The 16698-nt window shown below is 73.4% G+C and carries 16 protein-coding genes; 7 read left to right on the forward strand and 9 right to left on the reverse strand.

What is annotated here, in order from left to right:
* Positions 1-3 precede the first annotated feature (3 nt).
* Complete coding sequence (locus WME98_RS27170; protein WP_437335762.1) at positions 4-1389, reverse strand: cystathionine beta-synthase; 1386 nt, start codon at positions 1387-1389, stop codon at positions 4-6.
* 151 nt (positions 1390-1540) lie between these two features.
* On the opposite strand from WME98_RS27170, the gene WME98_RS27175 reads away from it, so the two are divergent.
* Positions 1541-2170 (forward strand): hypothetical protein, encoded by a 630-nt coding sequence (locus WME98_RS27175; protein WP_437953927.1) that lies wholly within the window; start codon positions 1541-1543, stop codon positions 2168-2170.
* Positions 2171-2270: 100 nt separating this feature from the next.
* Complete coding sequence (locus WME98_RS27180) at positions 2271-2705, forward strand: VOC family protein (RefSeq protein ID WP_437953928.1); 435 nt, start codon at positions 2271-2273, stop codon at positions 2703-2705.
* A 58-nt stretch (positions 2706-2763) separates the two neighbouring features.
* Here WME98_RS27180 and WME98_RS27185 read toward each other — a convergent pair whose 3' ends face one another.
* Positions 2764-4296 (reverse strand): phytoene desaturase family protein, encoded by a 1533-nt coding sequence (locus WME98_RS27185; protein WP_437953929.1) that lies wholly within the window; start codon positions 4294-4296, stop codon positions 2764-2766.
* Between the two features lie 128 nt (positions 4297-4424).
* Between WME98_RS27185 and WME98_RS27190 the strand changes: the two genes are divergently transcribed.
* Positions 4425-5789 (forward strand): sigma 54-interacting transcriptional regulator, encoded by a 1365-nt coding sequence (locus WME98_RS27190; RefSeq protein ID WP_020732652.1) that lies wholly within the window; start codon positions 4425-4427, stop codon positions 5787-5789.
* Positions 5790-5886: 97 nt separating this feature from the next.
* On the opposite strand, the gene WME98_RS27195 is transcribed toward WME98_RS27190, so the two are convergent.
* Positions 5887-6186 carry a CsbD family protein gene (locus WME98_RS27195; protein ID WP_061629791.1) on the reverse strand — a complete coding sequence of 100 codons (300 nt, stop codon included), beginning with the start codon at positions 6184-6186 and terminating at the stop codon, positions 5887-5889.
* Positions 6187-6597: 411 nt separating this feature from the next.
* Here WME98_RS27195 and WME98_RS27200 point away from each other — a divergent pair, with 411 nt between their 5' ends.
* Positions 6598-6855: a GlsB/YeaQ/YmgE family stress response membrane protein gene (locus tag WME98_RS27200; protein WP_020732654.1), complete on the forward strand. Its 258-nt coding sequence runs from the start codon at positions 6598-6600 to the stop codon at positions 6853-6855.
* A 563-nt stretch (positions 6856-7418) separates the two neighbouring features.
* A complete protein-coding gene (locus tag WME98_RS27205) occupies positions 7419-8633 on the forward strand; it encodes a pyridoxal-phosphate-dependent aminotransferase family protein (RefSeq protein WP_044987460.1) in 1215 nt (404 codons plus the stop codon).
* A gap of 14 nt (positions 8634-8647) precedes the next feature.
* Here WME98_RS27205 and WME98_RS27210 read toward each other — a convergent pair whose 3' ends face one another.
* Both WME98_RS27210 and WME98_RS27215 read right to left on the reverse strand, forming a co-directional pair.
* Complete coding sequence (locus WME98_RS27210) at positions 8648-10549, reverse strand: chloride channel protein (RefSeq protein WP_437953930.1); 1902 nt, start codon at positions 10547-10549, stop codon at positions 8648-8650.
* Position 10550: 1 nt separating this feature from the next.
* On the reverse strand, positions 10551-11111 hold the full coding sequence (locus WME98_RS27215) for a MarR family winged helix-turn-helix transcriptional regulator (protein WP_437317843.1): 561 nt from the start codon (positions 11109-11111) through the stop codon (positions 10551-10553).
* Between the two features lie 313 nt (positions 11112-11424).
* Here WME98_RS27215 and glyQ point away from each other — a divergent pair, with 313 nt between their 5' ends.
* A complete protein-coding gene (glyQ, locus tag WME98_RS27220; RefSeq protein ID WP_437953931.1) occupies positions 11425-12372 on the forward strand; it encodes a glycine--tRNA ligase subunit alpha in 948 nt (315 codons plus the stop codon).
* 154 nt (positions 12373-12526) lie between these two features.
* Here the strand turns inward: glyQ and pyrE are convergent, their stop codons facing one another.
* The 4 genes from pyrE to WME98_RS27240 are packed head-to-tail and all read right to left on the reverse strand — an operon-like array spanning position 12527 to position 14610.
* On the reverse strand, positions 12527-13105 hold the full coding sequence (pyrE, locus tag WME98_RS27225; protein ID WP_020732659.1) for an orotate phosphoribosyltransferase: 579 nt from the start codon (positions 13103-13105) through the stop codon (positions 12527-12529).
* A complete protein-coding gene (locus WME98_RS27230; RefSeq protein WP_437953932.1) occupies positions 13102-13812 on the reverse strand; it encodes a bactofilin family protein in 711 nt (236 codons plus the stop codon). Before WME98_RS27230 ends, pyrE begins: the two co-directional genes overlap by 4 nt.
* Before the next feature lie 3 nt (positions 13813-13815).
* A complete protein-coding gene (locus tag WME98_RS27235; RefSeq protein WP_020732660.1) occupies positions 13816-14130 on the reverse strand; it encodes a bactofilin family protein in 315 nt (104 codons plus the stop codon).
* A gap of 54 nt (positions 14131-14184) precedes the next feature.
* Entirely contained in the window at positions 14185-14610 is a 426-nt protein-coding gene (locus WME98_RS27240; protein ID WP_061623199.1) for a bactofilin family protein, read from the reverse strand.
* 614 nt (positions 14611-15224) lie between these two features.
* On the opposite strand from WME98_RS27240, the gene WME98_RS27245 reads away from it, so the two are divergent.
* Positions 15225-16631, forward strand: a complete 1407-nt coding sequence (locus WME98_RS27245) for a styrene monooxygenase/indole monooxygenase family protein (RefSeq protein ID WP_437953933.1) — start codon at positions 15225-15227, stop codon at positions 16629-16631.
* Positions 16632-16698: the final 67 nt, after the last annotated feature.

Genomic DNA, 16698 nt, shown 5'->3' on the forward strand with positions numbered 1-16698 from the left:
CGCTCAGCCGAGCGCCGGCGTCGCCTTGCGGGCAAGATAATCGATGAGGTCGATCTTGGACACGACGCCGAGCACCGTCTCCTCGCCGACGACGAGCGCGATCTTCGCGTCGCTCAGGACGCCCTTCAGGAGCTCGACCTTCGTCGCCGGCGTCACGGTCGCATAGTCGCTCTCGACGAGCCCGCCGATGCTCGAGTCGAGCGTGCCGCTCCCCTCCACGAGGTGCCGCAAGAGGTCGATCTCGTGGACCATCCCGCGCAGCTTGCCGCGCTCGGTGACCGGGAGCTGGCTTATCCCGTGCGATTTCATCATGTCGATGACCTCGCGGACCCGCGCGTTCGCGTCGGCGGTGACCACCGCGCCGCTCGGCTTGACGGCGAGCAGATCGCGCACCGTCCCGAGCCCCTTGTCCTCCTCGAGGAAGCCGTTCTCGCGCATCCAGTCGTCGTTGAAGATCTTCGAGATGTACTTGGACGCGCCGTCGGGCAAGAGGACGAGGATGTTCTCCTTCTTCCCGCTCTGCCGCGCATACTTGATCGCGCCGGCGACCGCCGCGCCCGCGGAGCCGCCCACGAAGAGGCCCTCGAGCCGCACGAGATCCCGGGTCATGAGGAAGCATTCCTTGTCGTCGACCCGGACGATCTCGTCGATGATCTCGAGGTTCATCGTGCTCGGGAAGAAATCCTCGCCGATCCCCTCGACCTTGTAGGCGAAAGGCTTCGTGATCCGCTGGGTCTTCACGTAGTCGTAATAGAGCGAGCCGACCGGATCGACGCCGACCATCTTGATGTCCGGCCTCCGCTGCTTGAGGACCTTGCCGACGCCGCTGATGGTGCCGCCCGTCCCCATGCCGGCGACGAAGACGTCGAGCTCGTCCCCGCACTGCTCCCAGATCTCGGGGCCGGTGGAGCCGACGTGGGCCTCGGGGTTCGACGGGTTGTGGTACTGGTTCGCGTAAAAGCAGTTCGGCGTCTCGTCGGCGATGCGCTTCGCGACCTGGTAATAGCTGCGCGGATCGTCGGGCTCGACGGCGGTGGGACAGACCACGACGCGGGCGCCGTAGGCGCGCAGGGTCGCGATCTTCTCCTGCGACATCTTGTCTGGCATGACGAAGACGCACTTGTATCCGCGGATGGCGGCGACCATGGCGAGGGCGGCGCCCGTGTTGCCGCTGGTCGCCTCGACGATCGTCCCGCCCGGCTTGAGCCCGCTCGCCTCGGCGTCGCGGATCATGTTCAGCGCGACCCGATCCTTGTGGCTGCCGCCCGGGTTCAGGTACTCGCACTTGACGTAGATGTCGCTCTGGAGCCCCTCGGTCACCCGGTTCAGCTTGACGATCGGCGTGTGGCCGACGGCCCTCGTGATATCGCTGAGCGCGCCTCGCATCATGGGGAAACCTCTTACCCGCCGCGCGCCGCAGCGACAAGGGGAGCAAGCGGCCGCGGCGGGCCGCGCACCATCGCCTCGCGTGCCGGCGCAGCGCGGTGGCTCACAAGCGTTTTCGCGATCGTCGGGCGGTCGATGAGATAGGGTATTATCCATGATCTCCCGCCGCGTCGCGCTCGCCGCAGCCGGTCTATCCTTCGCCGGCGCGCTCGCCCCGGGCCTGGCCCGCGCCGCGGGGCGCGCGCCCGCGCCGCTCCCGGCATTTCCCCTGTCGATCGCCGTGGCGGAGGAGGCGGCGGGGCAGCCGGTGCGCGACGACGCCTGGATCGACGCGCAGATCGCCGAGGCGGTCCGGCTGTTCGAGCCCGCCGGCGTGGCGCTGCGCAAGGTCGGCTCGCGCGCGCTCGCCCCGCGCTTTTCGCGGATCGAGACGCGTGCCGACCGGGACGCGCTCGCCGCGGCCATCGAGGCGCGCCGGATCAACGTGATGGTGGTCGCGTCGCTGCGCGACGTCGACGATCCGCGGCGCTTCCGGATGGGCGTGCACTGGCGGAACCGGGCGACGCCGGAGCGCCGCTGCGTCATCGTCGCGGCGAACGCGCGGCCCACCGTCCTCGCCCACGAGCTCGGGCACTTCTTCGGGCTCGGGCACAGCGGCGTCGACGACAACGTGATGAGCTACACGCGCACCGGGGCGCCCGTCTCCTTCGACTCGGCGCAGATCGAGAAGATCCGGTCCGCCGCGCGCGGGTACGCGGCGAGCAAGGCGTTTGAGCCCGCCTAGGGCGGGGACCCCTCATCGAGCGATCGGGGGAGCGGCCTCTGCTGCTGCCGTGTCCGTTCGCCTGGTAGTCTGTCGGGAGAGAAAAGCAGGAGAGTTTACCATGAAACCGCTGATGACCCACGTCGCGCTCCACGTGAGCGATCTCGACGCGACGATCGCCTTTTATCGCGAGTTCTGCGGGCTCAAGGTGGTTCACGAGCGCAACGACGCCGGCACGCGCGTCGCCTGGCTCGCCGAGGCGGGGAAGGAGCGGGCGTTCGTCCTGGTGATGATCGAGGGCGGCCGGCGCGCGCCGCAGGCGCCGGAGGACATGAGCCATTTCGGGTTTGCGCTCGAGAGCCGCGACGCCGTGGACGAGATCGCGCGCCGCGGCCGGGAGCACCTCGTCTGGCCGCCCAAGGAGCTGCCGTATCCGGTGGCGTATTTCTGCGCGCTCAAGGACCCGGACGGCAACTACGTCGAGTTCTCCTACGGCCAGCCGCTCGGGCCCGGCGCCGAGGCGCGCGACGCGGAGCTCTTGGCGGCCTCGCGCTGAGCGAGCCAGGGCGCGGTCCCCCGCGCGCGCGCCGGAGCCCTCGTGTGCCCGGCGCCGCTCAGCCCCCGCCCGCGCGCCCGAGGCGGCGCGCGACGCTCTCCGCGGTGCGCGCGCCGCCGATCGCCGCCGCCAGGGTGCTCTGCCCGGGAAACACCGAGTCGCCCACCATCCAGAGCCCGTCCTGCACCGGGCGCGGCCACACCGACAGGTAGTGCCCGAGCCCCGCGCGCCGCGGCACGCCGCCGACGGCGCCGCCCGCGCGCCCGGTGAAGCGCGCGAACGTCCGCGGCGACGCCGTCAGCGCGTGCACGACGTTCGCGCTCCACTCGGGCGCGAGCGCCGCGAGCCCCTCGCGCATCCGCGCCTGGATCGCGCCGATGTACTCGCCCTGCCGACCGGGCGGGAGCGCGCGGAGCTTCGCGAGCGGGACGTGCGTCGACACCGTGATCGTGCGGTGCCCCGGCGGCGCGCGGCCCTCGTCGGCGGCGCCGCTCGCGGACACGAACAGGTGGTTGCCCTCGATGAACGGCGCGCCCGGGTCCTGCACCAGCTCGAGGTGGTGCGCCGCGGGCGAGGCGCCGTCGGGCGCGCGCGCCACGAGGTAGAGCATCGCCGCGCCCCAGCCGCCCTCGTCGACGTCGCGCGCCAGCCGATCGAGCCGCGGCAGCGCGCCCGGGGCGGCGCCGAGCAGCGCGCGGAGGTCCTGCGGGAGCAGGTTCGCGATGACGTGGCGCGCGCGGATCTCGCCCGAGCGCGTCCCGGCGCGGAACCCCTCGGGGCCCGGCTCGAGCGAGCGCACCCGGGTCGCCATGCGCACCTCGCCGCCGAGCCGCTCGACCGCCCGGACGAGCGCCCACGCGAGCGCGCCGATGCCGCCGCGGACGTGGCCCGTGCCGCGAAAGTAGTAGTCCATCGCCGCCATCGCGAACGGCGCCTCGGCCTCGGCGACCCCGCACTGCACCGTGATCTGGCAGAGCCCGTCGAGGTAGTGCCGGAGCGGGGCGAAGCCCGCGACGCCGAACCGCGCGAGCACGCCCTCGAGCGGCCGGCCGACCGCCGGCAGCAGCGCGGCGTAGCGCGGGGTGCTGGCCGCGTGGCGCACGAGCGCGCCCGCGCCGAGCGGCGGCAGCAGGGCGGGGTCGTCGAACAGCGCCCAGAGCGTGTCGGCGATGCGCGCCTGGTACGCGAAGAAGGCGCGGACGCCGGCCGCCGGGGCGCCCGGCAGGCCCGCGAGGGCGGCGACGAGCGCCTCGCGGTCGCGGCCGATCGGGAGGCGGAGCGTGGGCGTCCGCAGCTCGACGAGGGGGTCGATCCAGTCGACCGCGACGTCGAGGCCGTGGCGCGCGATCCACCGGCCGAACAGCTGCTCCGGGGCGAGCCCGGAGAACAGCGTCGCCCCCGCCTCGAAGCGGTAGCCGCCGCGCTCGAAGGTGCTGGCGCAGCCGCCGGGGTACCGGAGCGCCTCGCACAGGACCACCTTCGCCCCCCGCTCGGCGAGCGAGAGCGCCGCCCCGAGGCCGCCGAAGCCGGCGCCGACGACGAGGACGTCCGCGCCCGCGCCGCGCGGCGCGCCTGGGCTGGCCGGGCTCACGCCGCACCTGTGTAGGGCGCCGCGCAATGGGGGCAAGATGGAGGGAACATGGAGGGGCGATAGGGGAGAGAGGGGAGAGAGCCGGCCAGCCCCGGCCATGCGCGGCACCGTCGTGGTAGGCTGGCGCGATGGGCTCCGAGCCGAAGGTTCACCCGAGCGCCGAGACGGCGCTCCTCAAGGTCCGCTCCAAAGAGATCGCGTTCAGCCGCTTCCGCGTGCAGGTGACGAACGGCCCCGACGCCGGGTCGTCCCAGGTGTCGGACGCCACGGAGTTCGTGATCGGCACGGCGCCCGGCAATCAGCTCATCCTGAGCGACCGGGCCGTCTCGCGGCACCATTGCGTGATCACCGTCACCCCGCGGGGCTTCTTGCTCCGCGATCTCGGCAGCAAGAACGGCACGACGCTCTCCGGCTTCCGCGTCGAGGCGGCCTACCTCCAGCCGGGCGCCACGCTCGGCCTCGGGCAGTCGACGCTCCGCTTCGAGCCGCTCGCCGAGGAGATCCGCGAGCCGCTCGGCGACGAGGACCGGTACGGCCGGGTGCTCGGGCAGAGCACCGGGATGCGCCGCATCTTCGCGGCGCTGCCGCGGATCGCCGCGTCGGACTCGACGGTGCTCATCGAGGGCGAGACGGGCACGGGCAAGGGCCTGCTCGCCGAGGCGATCCACGAGAACAGCCCGCGCGCGGGCGGGCCGTTCGTCGTGATCGACTGCGGCTCCATCCCGCCGACCCTGATCGAGGCGGAGCTCTTCGGCCACGCGAAGGGCGCGTTCACGGGCGCGCAGGCGGCGCGCGCCGGCGCCTTCGAGGCGGCGCGGGGCGGCACCGTGCTGCTCGACGAGATGGGCGAGCTCCCGCTCGACATGCAGCCGAAGCTCCTGCGCGTGCTCGAGGAGCGGCAGATCCGGCGCATCGGCACGATCGAGCCGATCAAGCTCGACATCCGGGTCATCGCGACGACCAACCGCGACCTCCGCCAGGAGGTGAACCGCGGGAATTTCCGGTCGGATCTCTATTACCGGCTGAACATCGTCCGCCTCCGCGTCCCGGCGCTGCGCGAGCGCCCGGACGACATCGCGCTGCTCACGGCGCACTTCTACCGGCAGCTCGCGCAGGGGCCGGACCAGAGCCCGCCGGGCGAGCTGCTGGAGGCGTTCATGCGCCAGGACTGGCCGGGCAACGTCCGCGAGCTGCGCGGCGCGGTGGAGCGCGCGGTGCTGATGATCGATCCGGCGCTGTTCCGCGAGGCGGTGATGGCGGGGGAGAAGGAAGGCGGCGCCCCGGCGGTCGAGGCGCTCCGGGACGACGATCTCAGCCTGTCGTTCCGCGAGGCGAAGGAGCGCGCCGTGGCGCGCTGGGAGCGGACGTACCTCGCGGCCCTGGTGCGCGCGAACGGCGGCAATCTGTCGCGCGCCGCGCGCGCGGCGCGGATGGACCGGAGCCACCTGCGCGAGCTCCTCCAGCGGCACGGCGTCTCGGCGAACGAGGTGTGACGGCGCGAGGCCGCGCAGGAGCCCGGCCGGGGAGGGCCGGGCTCCCGTCGAGCGGGCGCTTTCGCGCCTTCTCGCGCGGGCGAGCGGGGCGCGCACCCTACTGATTGGCCTTCTGCCGGTTCTCTCCCCGGAGCTCCTTGGCCTTTCCTTCGGCCGCCATCTGCTCGTTGTCGACGAGCTTCCCGACCCGGTTCTTGATGGCGCCGGCGGCCTCCTCGAGCGCGCCCCGCGCGCGCTCATCCGCCTTGGCGTCCTCTTGCTGGACCCTTCCTTTGAGCTCCTTGGCGCGGCCCTCCGCCTCCATCTGCTCGTCGCCGAGCAGCTTGCCGAGGCCCTTCTTGAGCTTGCCGCCCATCTCCTCGGCGGCCCCTTCATTCCGATCGCTCTCGTTGCTCATCGTACCCTCCTCGGGGTGAACGCCCGCAGAGCCTTTCTGCGGCGCGCCATTGCCCTCTGGAGATAGCAACCGCTGCGCCACCCCCCGCGCCGGGGCGCATCGTCGAGGTCGTGGCGGCGATTGGGGCAGGCTACCTCGCCCGCTCTCTGCTTTTCAGCCCGTCTGAGGCAATCCGCCACGACGCCGCGACGCGAGCGATCTCACGACCTGATCCGACCGTCCCGGCTCTCCAGGGCGCATTCCCCGCCGCGGTCGGATTTCGCGATGGAAAGGTGACCCGGCGCCGCTGTCCAGGCCGTTCAGCTCGCCTGATGGCCTGTGGAGAGGCCGGACTCCACGGCATGGCGCGGCGCTTGCTGAACAGACTGCATAGCAACCAGGAGCGCTTCGCTCCACTCTGGGAGGTTCATCATGTCGTTCATTCTCTTTCTCCTGTTTGGCCTCGTCGTCGGTGCTCTGGCGCGCCTTATCGTCCCGGGGCGTGAGCCTGGCGGGTGGGTCGTCTCGATGATCATCGGCGTCGTCGGCTCGTTCGTCGGCGGGCTGCTCGGCCGCATGCTCTTCATGTACCGCGAGGGTGAGCCGGCCGGGTTCTTCATGTCCCTGATCGGCGCCATCCTGCTCACGGCCGCCTATCAGGCGATCTCGCGCCGCCGCTCGGTGGTATGAAAGGGTCGATTGACCCTCTCGTGAGGCGCTACGCCCGATACCGTCTCAGGGCGCGACGAGGAGGAGCTCTCGCTCCGCTGCCGCGCCCCGTGACGTCGGGGATCGCCTTGGCCGACCGCACGAGGAGCGGGGGATGAGGCGCCGCTGTGCATGAGCTCGATCTCGGGCTCGAGCGCCGCGGCGCTCTCCTCCCTCCTCGCGGCAGGCCAGAGGGGGCCCTGTTCGTCGCATGGCTCGCCCCCCCAGGGCCGTGCGACGAGCAGGGCCTCCTCGGCAGGCTGGAGGGGGCCTCGCTCGTCGCATGGCTCGCCCCCCAGGGCCGTGCGACGAGCCGGGTCCCTTCGGGCCGGCAGCCCGCGAACCGGCCCCCGGGAGTCCCGGGACGGAACGGAATGAAGGTGGCGCGAGATGGCGCGTCGGCCCGGCGTCCGGCGCGCTCTCAGGCCGTCCCGCGCCATGTCCGGGGCCGCCGCGGGCCCCGCCAACTTGCCCGGTAGCGCTTGACGCCGCAGGATGCATTGGGCTTGCTAGCGCGCTCCGCGCTCTCGCCCAAGGTCCTGGCCATGTCGTTTTCCATCCTGCCCCCGCCGATCACGCCCCTCGCCGCGATCCTGCCGTCCGAGCCGCTGCTCCTCATGGGCGCCGGTCCGGTGCCGATCCCGCAGGCGGTGGCGCAGGCGAACGGGGTCATCATCAATCACCTCGGCCCGACCATGGATCGCGTCATCCAGAACGTGAAGTACATGGCGGCCTACGCGTTCCAGACGCGCAGCGACAAGATCATCGGCATCGCCGGGCCCGCGTCCGCGGCGATGGAGATGGCCGTCTCGAACCTGTGCTGGCCCGGGCGCAAAGTCCTCTGCCTGAAGGTGGGGACGTTCAGCGGCCGCCTCGGCGAGATGGCGCTCGGCGTGGGCGCCGACGTCACCTTCCTCGAGGGGCCGCCCGGCCGGCCCGTGACGCTCGCCGACGCGCGCGAGGCGATGAAGAAGCAGCGCTACGACGTGGTCACGATGGCGCACGGCGAGACGTCCTGCGGCGTCCGCATGGTGGAGCTGCCGGAGATCTGCAAGCTCGCGAAGTCGCAGGGCGCGCTCACGATCGTCGACGCGGTGGTCACGCTCACGGCCATGCCGGTGCACATGGACGAGTGGGGCATCGACGTCGGCATCGTCGGCGGGCAGAAGGCGCTGTCGTCGATCCCGGGCGTGTCGGCCTGCGCGTTCTCGCAGGACGCGTGGAAGACGGTCGAGGAGCGCCCCTCGCCGCGCCCGCACTGGTGCTACGACGCCACGCGCGCGCAGCGGTTCTGGGGCTACCAGCAATACCACTACACCGCGCCGGTGCCCGGCGTGCTCGCGCTGCACGAGGCGCTGCGCCTCGTCTGCGAGGAGACGCTCGAGCGGCGGTTCCGCCGCCACGAGATGAGCTCGCTGGCGATGCAGGCGGGCCTCGAGGCGATGGGGCTCGAGCTGTTCGCGTCGAAGGACGTGCGCCTCAACAGCGTGCTCGCCATCAAGCTGCCGAGCGGCGTCGACAGCGCCCGGATCCGCGAGTACATGACCAAGGCCTTCCGCGTCGAGATCTCCGGCGCCTTCGGCCTCAACATCGTGCGCGTCGGGCAGATGGGCGAGCAGTGCCGCTCGCACAACCTGTTCAAGACGCTCTACGCGATGGGCATGAGCTTCCAGCGCGAGGGCGTGAAGCTCGACGTCTCGAAGGGCATGGCCGCGCTCGAGCAGGGCCTCGCGGGCGACCGCGAGTACTTCGTCGACTAGCGCGGCCCTCGCCGCTAGCTGCGCCCGGCAGAGCCGTCGGCCGCCAGATCAGCGACGGCGGCGCGGTCGCCGAACCGCCTCGCGGCGGCGAACGCCAGCTCGCGGCGCTGCCCGGCCTCGATCCGGCTCCGGTGCGCGTCGAGCAGGTCGCTGCGCGTCAGCACCCCGATCACCTTGCGCGGCGCCTCCCTGGACACGACCGGGAGCCTGCCCACCCCCTCGGTGACCATGTGATCGGCGGCCTCGCGGAGGGAGCTGTCCTCGAACACCACCGCGGGCGGGCGCCGGAGGAGGTCGCGGACCGAGAGCGCGCCGGGCTGGTCGGTGAGCAGATCGCGCTGGGTGATCACGCCGACGAGCTCGCCGCCGCTGTCCACGACGGGGAAGCCCTGGTGGCGCGAGCCCTCCGCCCGCGACAGCAGGAAGGCGCGGGCGGCCTCGACCGTGTCGTCGGCGGCGAGCGTCACGGCCGGGCGGGAGGCGACGTCGCGCACGAGGATCTGCGCCAGGTGGTCGGCCGCGTACTCGACCATCACGGGCGCGCCGCGGCGGGCGAGCTTCTCGGTCATGATGGAGTGCCGCATCAGCAGGCTCGAGACGAGGAACGCCGCGCTGCAGCCGCCGAGCAGGGGCAAGAGCCCCATCGGCTGCCGGGTCGTCTCGAAGGCGAAGACGACCGAGGCGAGGAGCGCCCGGGAGGCGCCCGCGAAGATCGCCGCCATCCCGACGAGCGCGGCGACGCGCGCGTCCACGCCGAGCCAGGGAAAGAGCGCGGCGGCGCCGAGGCCGAGGATCGCGCCGAGCCCGCCGCCGATGGTGAAGAGCGGCGCGAGCGTCCCGCCCGAGGTGCCGCTGCCGAGCGCGATCGACCAGGAGACGAACTTCAGCACCGAGAGCGACACGAGCGCGGCGAGCGCGAGGCGGCCGCTCAGGATGTCGTCGATGTTGTCGTAGCCCACGCCGAGCGTCTGCGGCGCGACGTAGCCCACCGCGCCGATCGCGACGGCGCCGATCGCGGGCCACCACATCCAGTGCAGCGGCAGCCGCTCGAACGCCTCCTCGATCGCGTAGATGGCGCGGGTCGCGCCCATCGCCGCGACGCCGAGCGCCGCGCCGAGCACGATGTAGAAGGCGAGCGCGGGGCCGGTGGAGGGCGCCACGGCCGCCATCTCGAACGCCGGCGCGGTCGCGCCGGCGGCGAGGCGCGCGGCGGCCGCCGTGGCGGCGGCGAGGGCGACGGGGATCACCGAGCGCGGGCGGTACTCGAACAGCAGGAGCTCGATCGCGAGCAGCACCGCCGCCACCGGGCTGCCGAACGTCGCGGACATGCCCGCCGCCGCGCCCGCGGCGAGCAGCGTCTTGCGCTCGTCCGCGGTGATCCGGAGCAGCTGCCCGACCAGCGAGCCGAGCGCCCCGCCGGTCGCGATGATCGGCCCCTCCGCGCCGAACGGCCCGCCGGTGCCGATCGCGATCGCCGCGGAGAGCGGCTTGAGCAGCGTCATCCGCGGCGGGATGCGGCTCTGGTTGAAGAGCACCTGCTCCATCGCCTCCGGGATCCCGTGGCCGCGGATCGCCTGGGAGCCGAAGCGCGCCATGAGGCCGACGACGAGCGCGCCGGCGATCGGGATGACGAGCACGAGCGCGCCCGCGTGGTGATCGGCGGGGGAGGCGGGCGCGGCGGAGAGCCGGCCGAAGAACGCGAGGTTCGTGATGACGGCGATGAGCGCGGTGAGCAGCTCCGCCGCGAGGAACGCGGCGCCGGCGATCGCGATCGCGAGGCCGCTCACGAGGACGACCCGCCGGTCGACGGCGGCGCCCGGGGCGGGGACGCGGAGGTCCTCGAGGGTCGGGCTCATGGAGGGGGCGACCGGGATGCTCTCGCCGGCCGCGGTATTTGGGGCGTGCACGCTGGACATGTCAGCTCTCCTCGCGGTCTGCCGCCGCGGCGCCGGCGAGGGCGTCTTCGCCCTCGAAGAACAGGGGTGGGGCCTCGTCGCCGGCGCCGAGCGCCCGGGCGAGGGTGGTGAGGCTCTGCGCGAGCCCGCGGCGCTCGTCCTCCGGCAGGCGGTCCACGGCGGCGACGAGCTCGGCCTGCACGGTGCGCGGCGCGCGGCGGAGCAGCGCGCGGCCGGCGGGGGTGAGCGAGATCTCGGTCCGGCGCGCGTCCTCCGGCGAGGCGCGCCGGGCGACCAGCCCGCGCTCGGCGAGGCGCGTCACCACGACCGAGACCGAGCTCTGGTGGGTGAGCGTGCGCTGCGCGAGCTCGGCGACCGACGCGGCGGCCGCCTGATCGAGCTGCTGCAGCACGAACAGCTGCGCGCTGCTCAGGCCGAGCTGCCGCTCGCAGGCGCGCGAGGAGACGCGCAGGCGCTGCACGATGGCGCGGATCGCGTCCATGACCCGCTGCGCGTCCGGCCCGCCCTGGGCCTGCCGCGCGGCGGTCTTCCGCCGCGCCGCTGGAGATGCATGGGACCCCATACAACGCGCCGGAAGCTACGCCACGCGCCGGGCAAGCGCAAGCGGCCGGCAGGACCGCGCGGGCGGCGCCCCGCGGATCGGCGCGGGTCGAGGCGGGCCGGCGTGGGCCGGGGTGGGCCGGCGTGGCCCGAGGCGGGGCCGTCCTCGACGGGGTTACGCCCGGAGGGGCGACCGGCGGCGGCGGTCCACCGGCGCGGCGTTCGGCGCGCCGCGCCGGCGGACCGAGCGCCGCCTCTCGGGGGGACGGTGCGGGCGATCCTTCGCGGGGCGTCGCCTGCGCGGGCGATCCAGGCTAAGAACCGGCCCTCCCACCATGACCTTCCAAGACCTCATTCTCACCCTGCAGAAGTTCTGGGCCGATCGCGGCTGTCTCGTCGTGCAGCCGTACAACTCGGAGGTCGGCGCTGGCACCTTCAACCCGGCGACGTTCCTGCGCGCGCTCGGCCCCGAGCCCTGGAATGTGGCCTTCGTCGAGCCTTCCCGGCGGCCCGCGGACGGTCGCTACGGGGAGAACCCGAACCGGATGCAGCAGTTTCACCAGTTCCAGGTGATCCTCAAGCCGAGCCCGATCGACATCCAGGACCTCTACCTGGAGTCGCTGCGGGCGATCGGCACGAACCCGCTCGAGCACGACGTCCGGTTCCTCGAGGACGACTGGGAGTCGCCGACCCTCGGGGCGTGGGGGCTCGGCTGGCAGGTGTGGATCGACGGGCTCGAGATCTCGCAGTTCACCTACTTCCAGCAGATCGGCGGGATCGACTGCCGCCCCGTGTCCGGCGAGCTCACGTACGGCCTCGAGCGGATCGCGATGTACCTGCAGGACAAGGACAGCATCTACGACGTCGTCTACTCGGACAGCGGCGGGAAGATCGTGCGCTACGGCGACCTCTACCAGCGCGCCGAGTGGGAGTGGTCGACCTACAACTTCGAGGAGGCCGACATCCCCGAGCACTTCGCCGCGTTCGACGTGTGCGAGGCCGAGGTGAAGCGGCTGCTCACCCGGGGCGCGGATCCGGCGGCGAAGGGGGCGGCGATCGATCCGAGGAAGGCGCTCGTGCTGCCGGCGTACGATTTCGTGGTGAAGGCGGCGCACCGCTTCAACGTGCTCGACGCGCGCGGCGCGATCAGCGTGACCGAGCGGCAGCGCTACATCGGCCGGGTCCGCGCGCTGGCGCGGGCGGTCGCCGAGACGTACCTCGCGCAGCGCGAGGCGCTCGGCTACCCGCTCCTCGGCGAGCCGCAGGCGAAGGCGGCGGAGTAGCGCCGCAGGCCGAGGCGGCAGAGCAGCGCCGCAGGCGCAGGCGGCGGAGTAGCGCCGCGGGCGCAGGCGGCGGAGCAGCGCCGCAGGCGCAGGCGGCAGAGCAGCGCCGCAGGCGGCGCCGCTGCGCGCCGCCTCGCCGGGCGGGCCGCCCGCTTCAGCCGAGCGGGCTGTCGGGGATGAAATCGCGGCGCGTGCAGATCGCGACGAGCGGCAGCCCCGCCGCGCGGATCGCCTCGGCGCCGCCCTCGAGGCGGTCGACCAGGGCGATCACGCCGACCACCGAGGCGCCCGCGGTGCGCAGCTTCTCGACCGCCTTCAGCGTCGAGCCGCCCGTCGTGATCACGTCCTCGAGGATCGCGACGGGCATCCCGGGCGCGAGCCCGCGATCGCCCTCGACCAGGCGGCGCGAGCCGTGGTCCTTGACCTCCTTGCGCACGTACAGCGCGGGGAGGGGGCGGCCGCGCAGGAAGCTCGTGAGCGACACCGCGCTCGCGAGGGGGCAGCCGCCGAGCTCGACGCCGGCGACGGCCTCGCACCGGGGGAGCGCGTCGAGCGCCTCGAACATCAGCGCGCCGACGAGGGCGTGGCCCTCGGCCGTCAGCACCGACTGCTTGCAGTCGATGAAGAAGTCGCTCTCGCGGCCGGACGCGAGGACGACGCGCTTCTGCTCGAACGATCGCTCGCGCAGCAGCGCGACGAGCCGCTCCCGCTCGGACGTGCCGGCGGCGCTCACCGCCCGCCCCGCTTGCGGAGCGACGCCTTCGCGGCCCCCTTCCGGAGCGCGGGGACGACGGGCGGCGGCGGGCCGCCGGCGCCCTCGGCCGCGTCGGCCTCGTCGCCCTCGCCGTTCGCGGAGGCGGCCGACAGATCGGCCTCATCCTCGTCCTGCGCCGCCGCGAGGCGCGGCTCGGGCGCGGGCGCGGGCCTCGCCTCGACCGGGGCCGGGCGGGCCGCGGGCGCGGGGCGCGCGGGCGCCGGCGCGGGGCGGGCCGCGGGCCGCGCGGCAGGCGCCGGCGCGCGCTCCGCGGGCGCCCGCGCCGGCCGCGCCGCCGCGGGGGCGGCCGCGGCACGCGGCGCAGCTGCCGGGGCGGCGGCCCGGACCGGGGCGGGCGTCGCGGCGAGCGGCGCGCCGGTGGTGACGTTGCCGCGCACCAGCGCGCCGGCGTGGATGCCGATCTGCGGCGCGCCGAGGTCGCCGACGACGCGCGCGCCGGGCTCGAGGATCACGGCCTCCTCGCCGGAGATGTTCCCGGCGACCGCGCCGCGGACGACCACGCGCCGCCCCCGCACGTCGCTCTGGATGAGCGCGCCTTCGCCGATGGTCACGTCGCCGGTCATGACGACGCTCCCCTCGACGCGGCCGAGGATCTCGAGATCCCCGTCGCCCTGCACGTTGCCGCGGATGGCCGTCGTCGGCCCGATCGAGGACTGGGCGGCCATCGGCTACACGTCCATGTCGACGTTGCCCTTGAACGAGGCTCCGTCCGCGATGGTCAGCCGCGACGCCTTCACGTCGCCGACGAGGCGACCGCCCGCGAGGAGGTCCACGCGGTCGGCCGCCGTGACGTTGCCGGTCACGTTGCCGCCCACCTGGAGCGACGCCGCCCCGATGTCCGCTTCGACCAGCGCCCCTGCGTCGATGGTGAGAGGCCCCTCGACGGTGAGCTTGCCGCGCACCGTCCCGGCGACGATCACCTCGTCGTCGGAGGTGATCTCGCCCTCGATCGTGAGCCCGTTTCCGATGATCGTACCCGCCACGTTCGTGCTCCTCGTCGCGCCGTCGCGGCGCGGTTCTCCGTCCGTCAACGCGCGCTACCGCCCCGCCGGTTCGCGCCGGGGGCTCTGCGCGCGCCCGCCGGTCCGCTCCGAGAGCTCGGCCGGCAGGTCGAACTCCGCCTCGATGCGGCCGGCGAACGCCGCGCCTTCCTCGAGGATCACCTCGCTGCCGCCCACGTTCCCGGCGTACTGCGCGGTCGCCCGGATGGTGACGGGGCCGCGCGACGTCACGTCTCCCGTGAGCTGTCCGGCGACGACGAGCGAGCTCGCCTCGACGTCCCCGGTGACCGACGCTCCGTCCTCGATCTCGAGATCGCCGGTCAGCTGGATGTTCCCCTCGACGCTGCCCTCGACCCGGAGCGAGCCGTCGCCGTGGACGCGCCCGCGGATGCGGGAGCCCCTTCCGATGAGCGACTCGGCGGCGTCCGATTCGCGGTGCGTGGTTGTCGAGCCTCGGGCCATTCTCGTCTCCAGTGCGCGTCCAGTGCGCGAGGGGGGCCGCGCGAGCCGGGGCGCGCACACGAGGCCCGGCTCGTCCGCTCGGGCGGGGCGATCGGCGTCGCCCGGCCCTGCGGCGGCGCGGACGCTACTCCAAGGCGCTGCGCCTCGCAACCGGCGGGCGGGCTCGGTCCAGGGCGGGCTCGGTCCAGGGCGGCCTCCGCGCGCTGCAACGGAGCCCTCGGGGGGAGGGGGTGTCGCGCGGGGGGCCGAGGGGGGCCCTCCCACGAACTCGCGCCTTGTGGTGGCTATGGCCTCCTGTGCGGAGGTGCCGAGTCCATGGGCGACCCGCTGCGATGCGGGCCGGCGCTCGGGTTCGTGGGGCCCTCCCCCTCGGCCCCCCGCGCGACACCCCCTCCCCCCCGAGGGCTCTCTCCGAGGGGGGCCTCTCCGGTCGTCGGTCGTCCAGCACCTCGTAGGAGGCTTCCGGCGCTCCTGGCCGAGGTGATACGGTCTCCTTTGACTGGGCTTCCCTTGCTCGCGACGCCTCCGGTGCCCCTGACGGCGAACCGACTCGGACGGCTCGGCGCGCGTCGTCGTGAGACGAGCGCAGACCAACCCAACCCGGGGGTTTCCTCATGCGCAAGATCGCTATCGTGGGGTCTGGACAGGCTGGCTTGCTCGCGGCGCACGGCCTGGTGAAGGCCGGCTACGGCGTGACGCTCTACTCGGATCGGACACCCGAGCAGTGGCTCCACGAATCGAAGCCGACCGGCAGCGCCGCCCGGTTCGACAGGGCGCTCCAGCTCGAGCGCGAGCTCGGCCTCGCCTTCTGGGAGGACGCCGCGCCCCCGGGCGAGGGCGTCCAGCTGACCGCGTGCCCCGCGCCGGGCAACCGCCTCCTGACGTTGGCAGGGCGCCTGGAGCGGCCCTTCAGGGCGATCGATCTCCGGCTCCAGAGCCACCGGTGGATGCTCGAGCTCGAGCGGCGCGGGGGCAAGATCGCGATCGAGCCGGTCACCATCCCGCGGCTCGACGCCATCGCGGCGGAGAACGATCTCACCATCGTCGCAGCGGGACGAGGCGACCTGTGCAACCTGTTCGAGCGCGACCCGGCGCGCAGCGTCCACACGGAAGCGCAGCGCAACCTCGTCATGATCTGCGTGACGGGCCCGAAGCTCGGGTTCGACGGCGTCCCGCTGATTCCCGTCAAGTTCAACCTGTTCGCGGGCCTCGGGGAGGCGTTCTGGGTGCCCTACTACCACAAGGACGTGGGACCGAGCTGGAACTGCATCGTCGAGGCGGTGGCCGGAGGGGCGTTCGACCGGTTCCAGGGCGCCACGACGGGCGAGGAGATCGTCGCGATCACGAAGGAGCTGGTGAAGGAGCTCATCCCCTGGGACTACGAATGGTTCAGGACAGCCGAGCTGTCGGACAAGCATGGATGGCAGAAAGGCCGGGTCGTCCCGGCGGTGCGCAAGCCCGTGGGGCGGCTGCCCTCCGGCCGCATCGTGACGCCGCTGGGCGACACGGCGATGTCGCTCGACCCGATCGGCGGCCAGGGCGCCAACAGCGGCAACAAGATGGCGCGCAACCTGATCGAGTGCGTCGTGCAGCACGGCGATCGCCCCTTCGACGCCGAATGGATGACGCGCACCTTCGATCGCTTCTACGCGCGGCACGGCGGGCCCACCGACCGGTTCAACAACCTCCTCCTCTCCGGAGCGTCCGCGGGGATATTCCACCTCCTCTTCGCCCAGTACGGCAGCGACGGGCGGGCCGACAACGCGAGCCGACCGCAGGCGCTCGCGAACGCCTTCGTGAACAACTTCAACGATCCGGCGCAGCTCACGCCGGTCCTCGAGGACGTGGGGCGGGTGCGCGCGTTCATCGGGCAGACGACCGGGAAGCCGTGGCCGGTCGCGCTCGCGGCCGGGGGCGTGGGCGTCGGCCTCGCGCAGGTGCGGCAGCGCCTCGGGCTCCCGCCCGGGCACCCGAGGGCGCCGGAGCACGCGCGCACCGGCAACGACGGAGCGCTCGCATAGCGCCTCGCGGGGCGACCGCCTTCGTCTGTCGTCTTCCGTCCCACTGCTCGTCTATCGTGCGCAAGCG

The sequence above is a fragment of the Sorangium sp. So ce296 genome, from assembly GCF_051529605.1.
Lineage (GTDB): Bacteria > Myxococcota_A > Polyangia > Polyangiales > Polyangiaceae > Sorangium > Sorangium cellulosum_D.

What these genes read in the sequence shown, in the direction of transcription:
- WME98_RS27230 (WP_437953932.1), bottom strand. Translation starts at nt 13,812, where the DNA reads ATGGCCGCCCAGTCCTCGATCGGGCCGACGACGGCCATCCGCGGCAAC.
- WME98_RS27180 (WP_437953928.1), top strand. Translation starts at nt 2,271, where the DNA reads ATGAAACCGCTGATGACCCACGTCGCGCTCCACGTGAGCGATCTCGAC.
- WME98_RS27205 (WP_044987460.1), top strand. Translation starts at nt 7,419, where the DNA reads ATGTCGTTTTCCATCCTGCCCCCGCCGATCACGCCCCTCGCCGCGATC.
- WME98_RS27190 (WP_020732652.1), top strand. Translation starts at nt 4,425, where the DNA reads ATGGGCTCCGAGCCGAAGGTTCACCCGAGCGCCGAGACGGCGCTCCTC.
- WME98_RS27245 (WP_437953933.1), top strand. Translation starts at nt 15,225, where the DNA reads ATGCGCAAGATCGCTATCGTGGGGTCTGGACAGGCTGGCTTGCTCGCG.
- WME98_RS27170 (WP_437335762.1), bottom strand. Translation starts at nt 1,389, where the DNA reads ATGATGCGAGGCGCGCTCAGCGATATCACGAGGGCCGTCGGCCACACG.
- WME98_RS27175 (WP_437953927.1), top strand. Translation starts at nt 1,541, where the DNA reads ATGATCTCCCGCCGCGTCGCGCTCGCCGCAGCCGGTCTATCCTTCGCC.
- WME98_RS27195 (WP_061629791.1), bottom strand. Translation starts at nt 6,186, where the DNA reads ATGAGCAACGAGAGCGATCGGAATGAAGGGGCCGCCGAGGAGATGGGC.
- glyQ (WP_437953931.1), top strand. Translation starts at nt 11,425, where the DNA reads ATGACCTTCCAAGACCTCATTCTCACCCTGCAGAAGTTCTGGGCCGAT.
- WME98_RS27200 (WP_020732654.1), top strand. Translation starts at nt 6,598, where the DNA reads ATGTCGTTCATTCTCTTTCTCCTGTTTGGCCTCGTCGTCGGTGCTCTG.
- WME98_RS27215 (WP_437317843.1), bottom strand. Translation starts at nt 11,111, where the DNA reads ATGGGGTCCCATGCATCTCCAGCGGCGCGGCGGAAGACCGCCGCGCGG.
- WME98_RS27240 (WP_061623199.1), bottom strand. Translation starts at nt 14,610, where the DNA reads ATGGCCCGAGGCTCGACAACCACGCACCGCGAATCGGACGCCGCCGAG.
- WME98_RS27210 (WP_437953930.1), bottom strand. Translation starts at nt 10,549, where the DNA reads ATGTCCAGCGTGCACGCCCCAAATACCGCGGCCGGCGAGAGCATCCCG.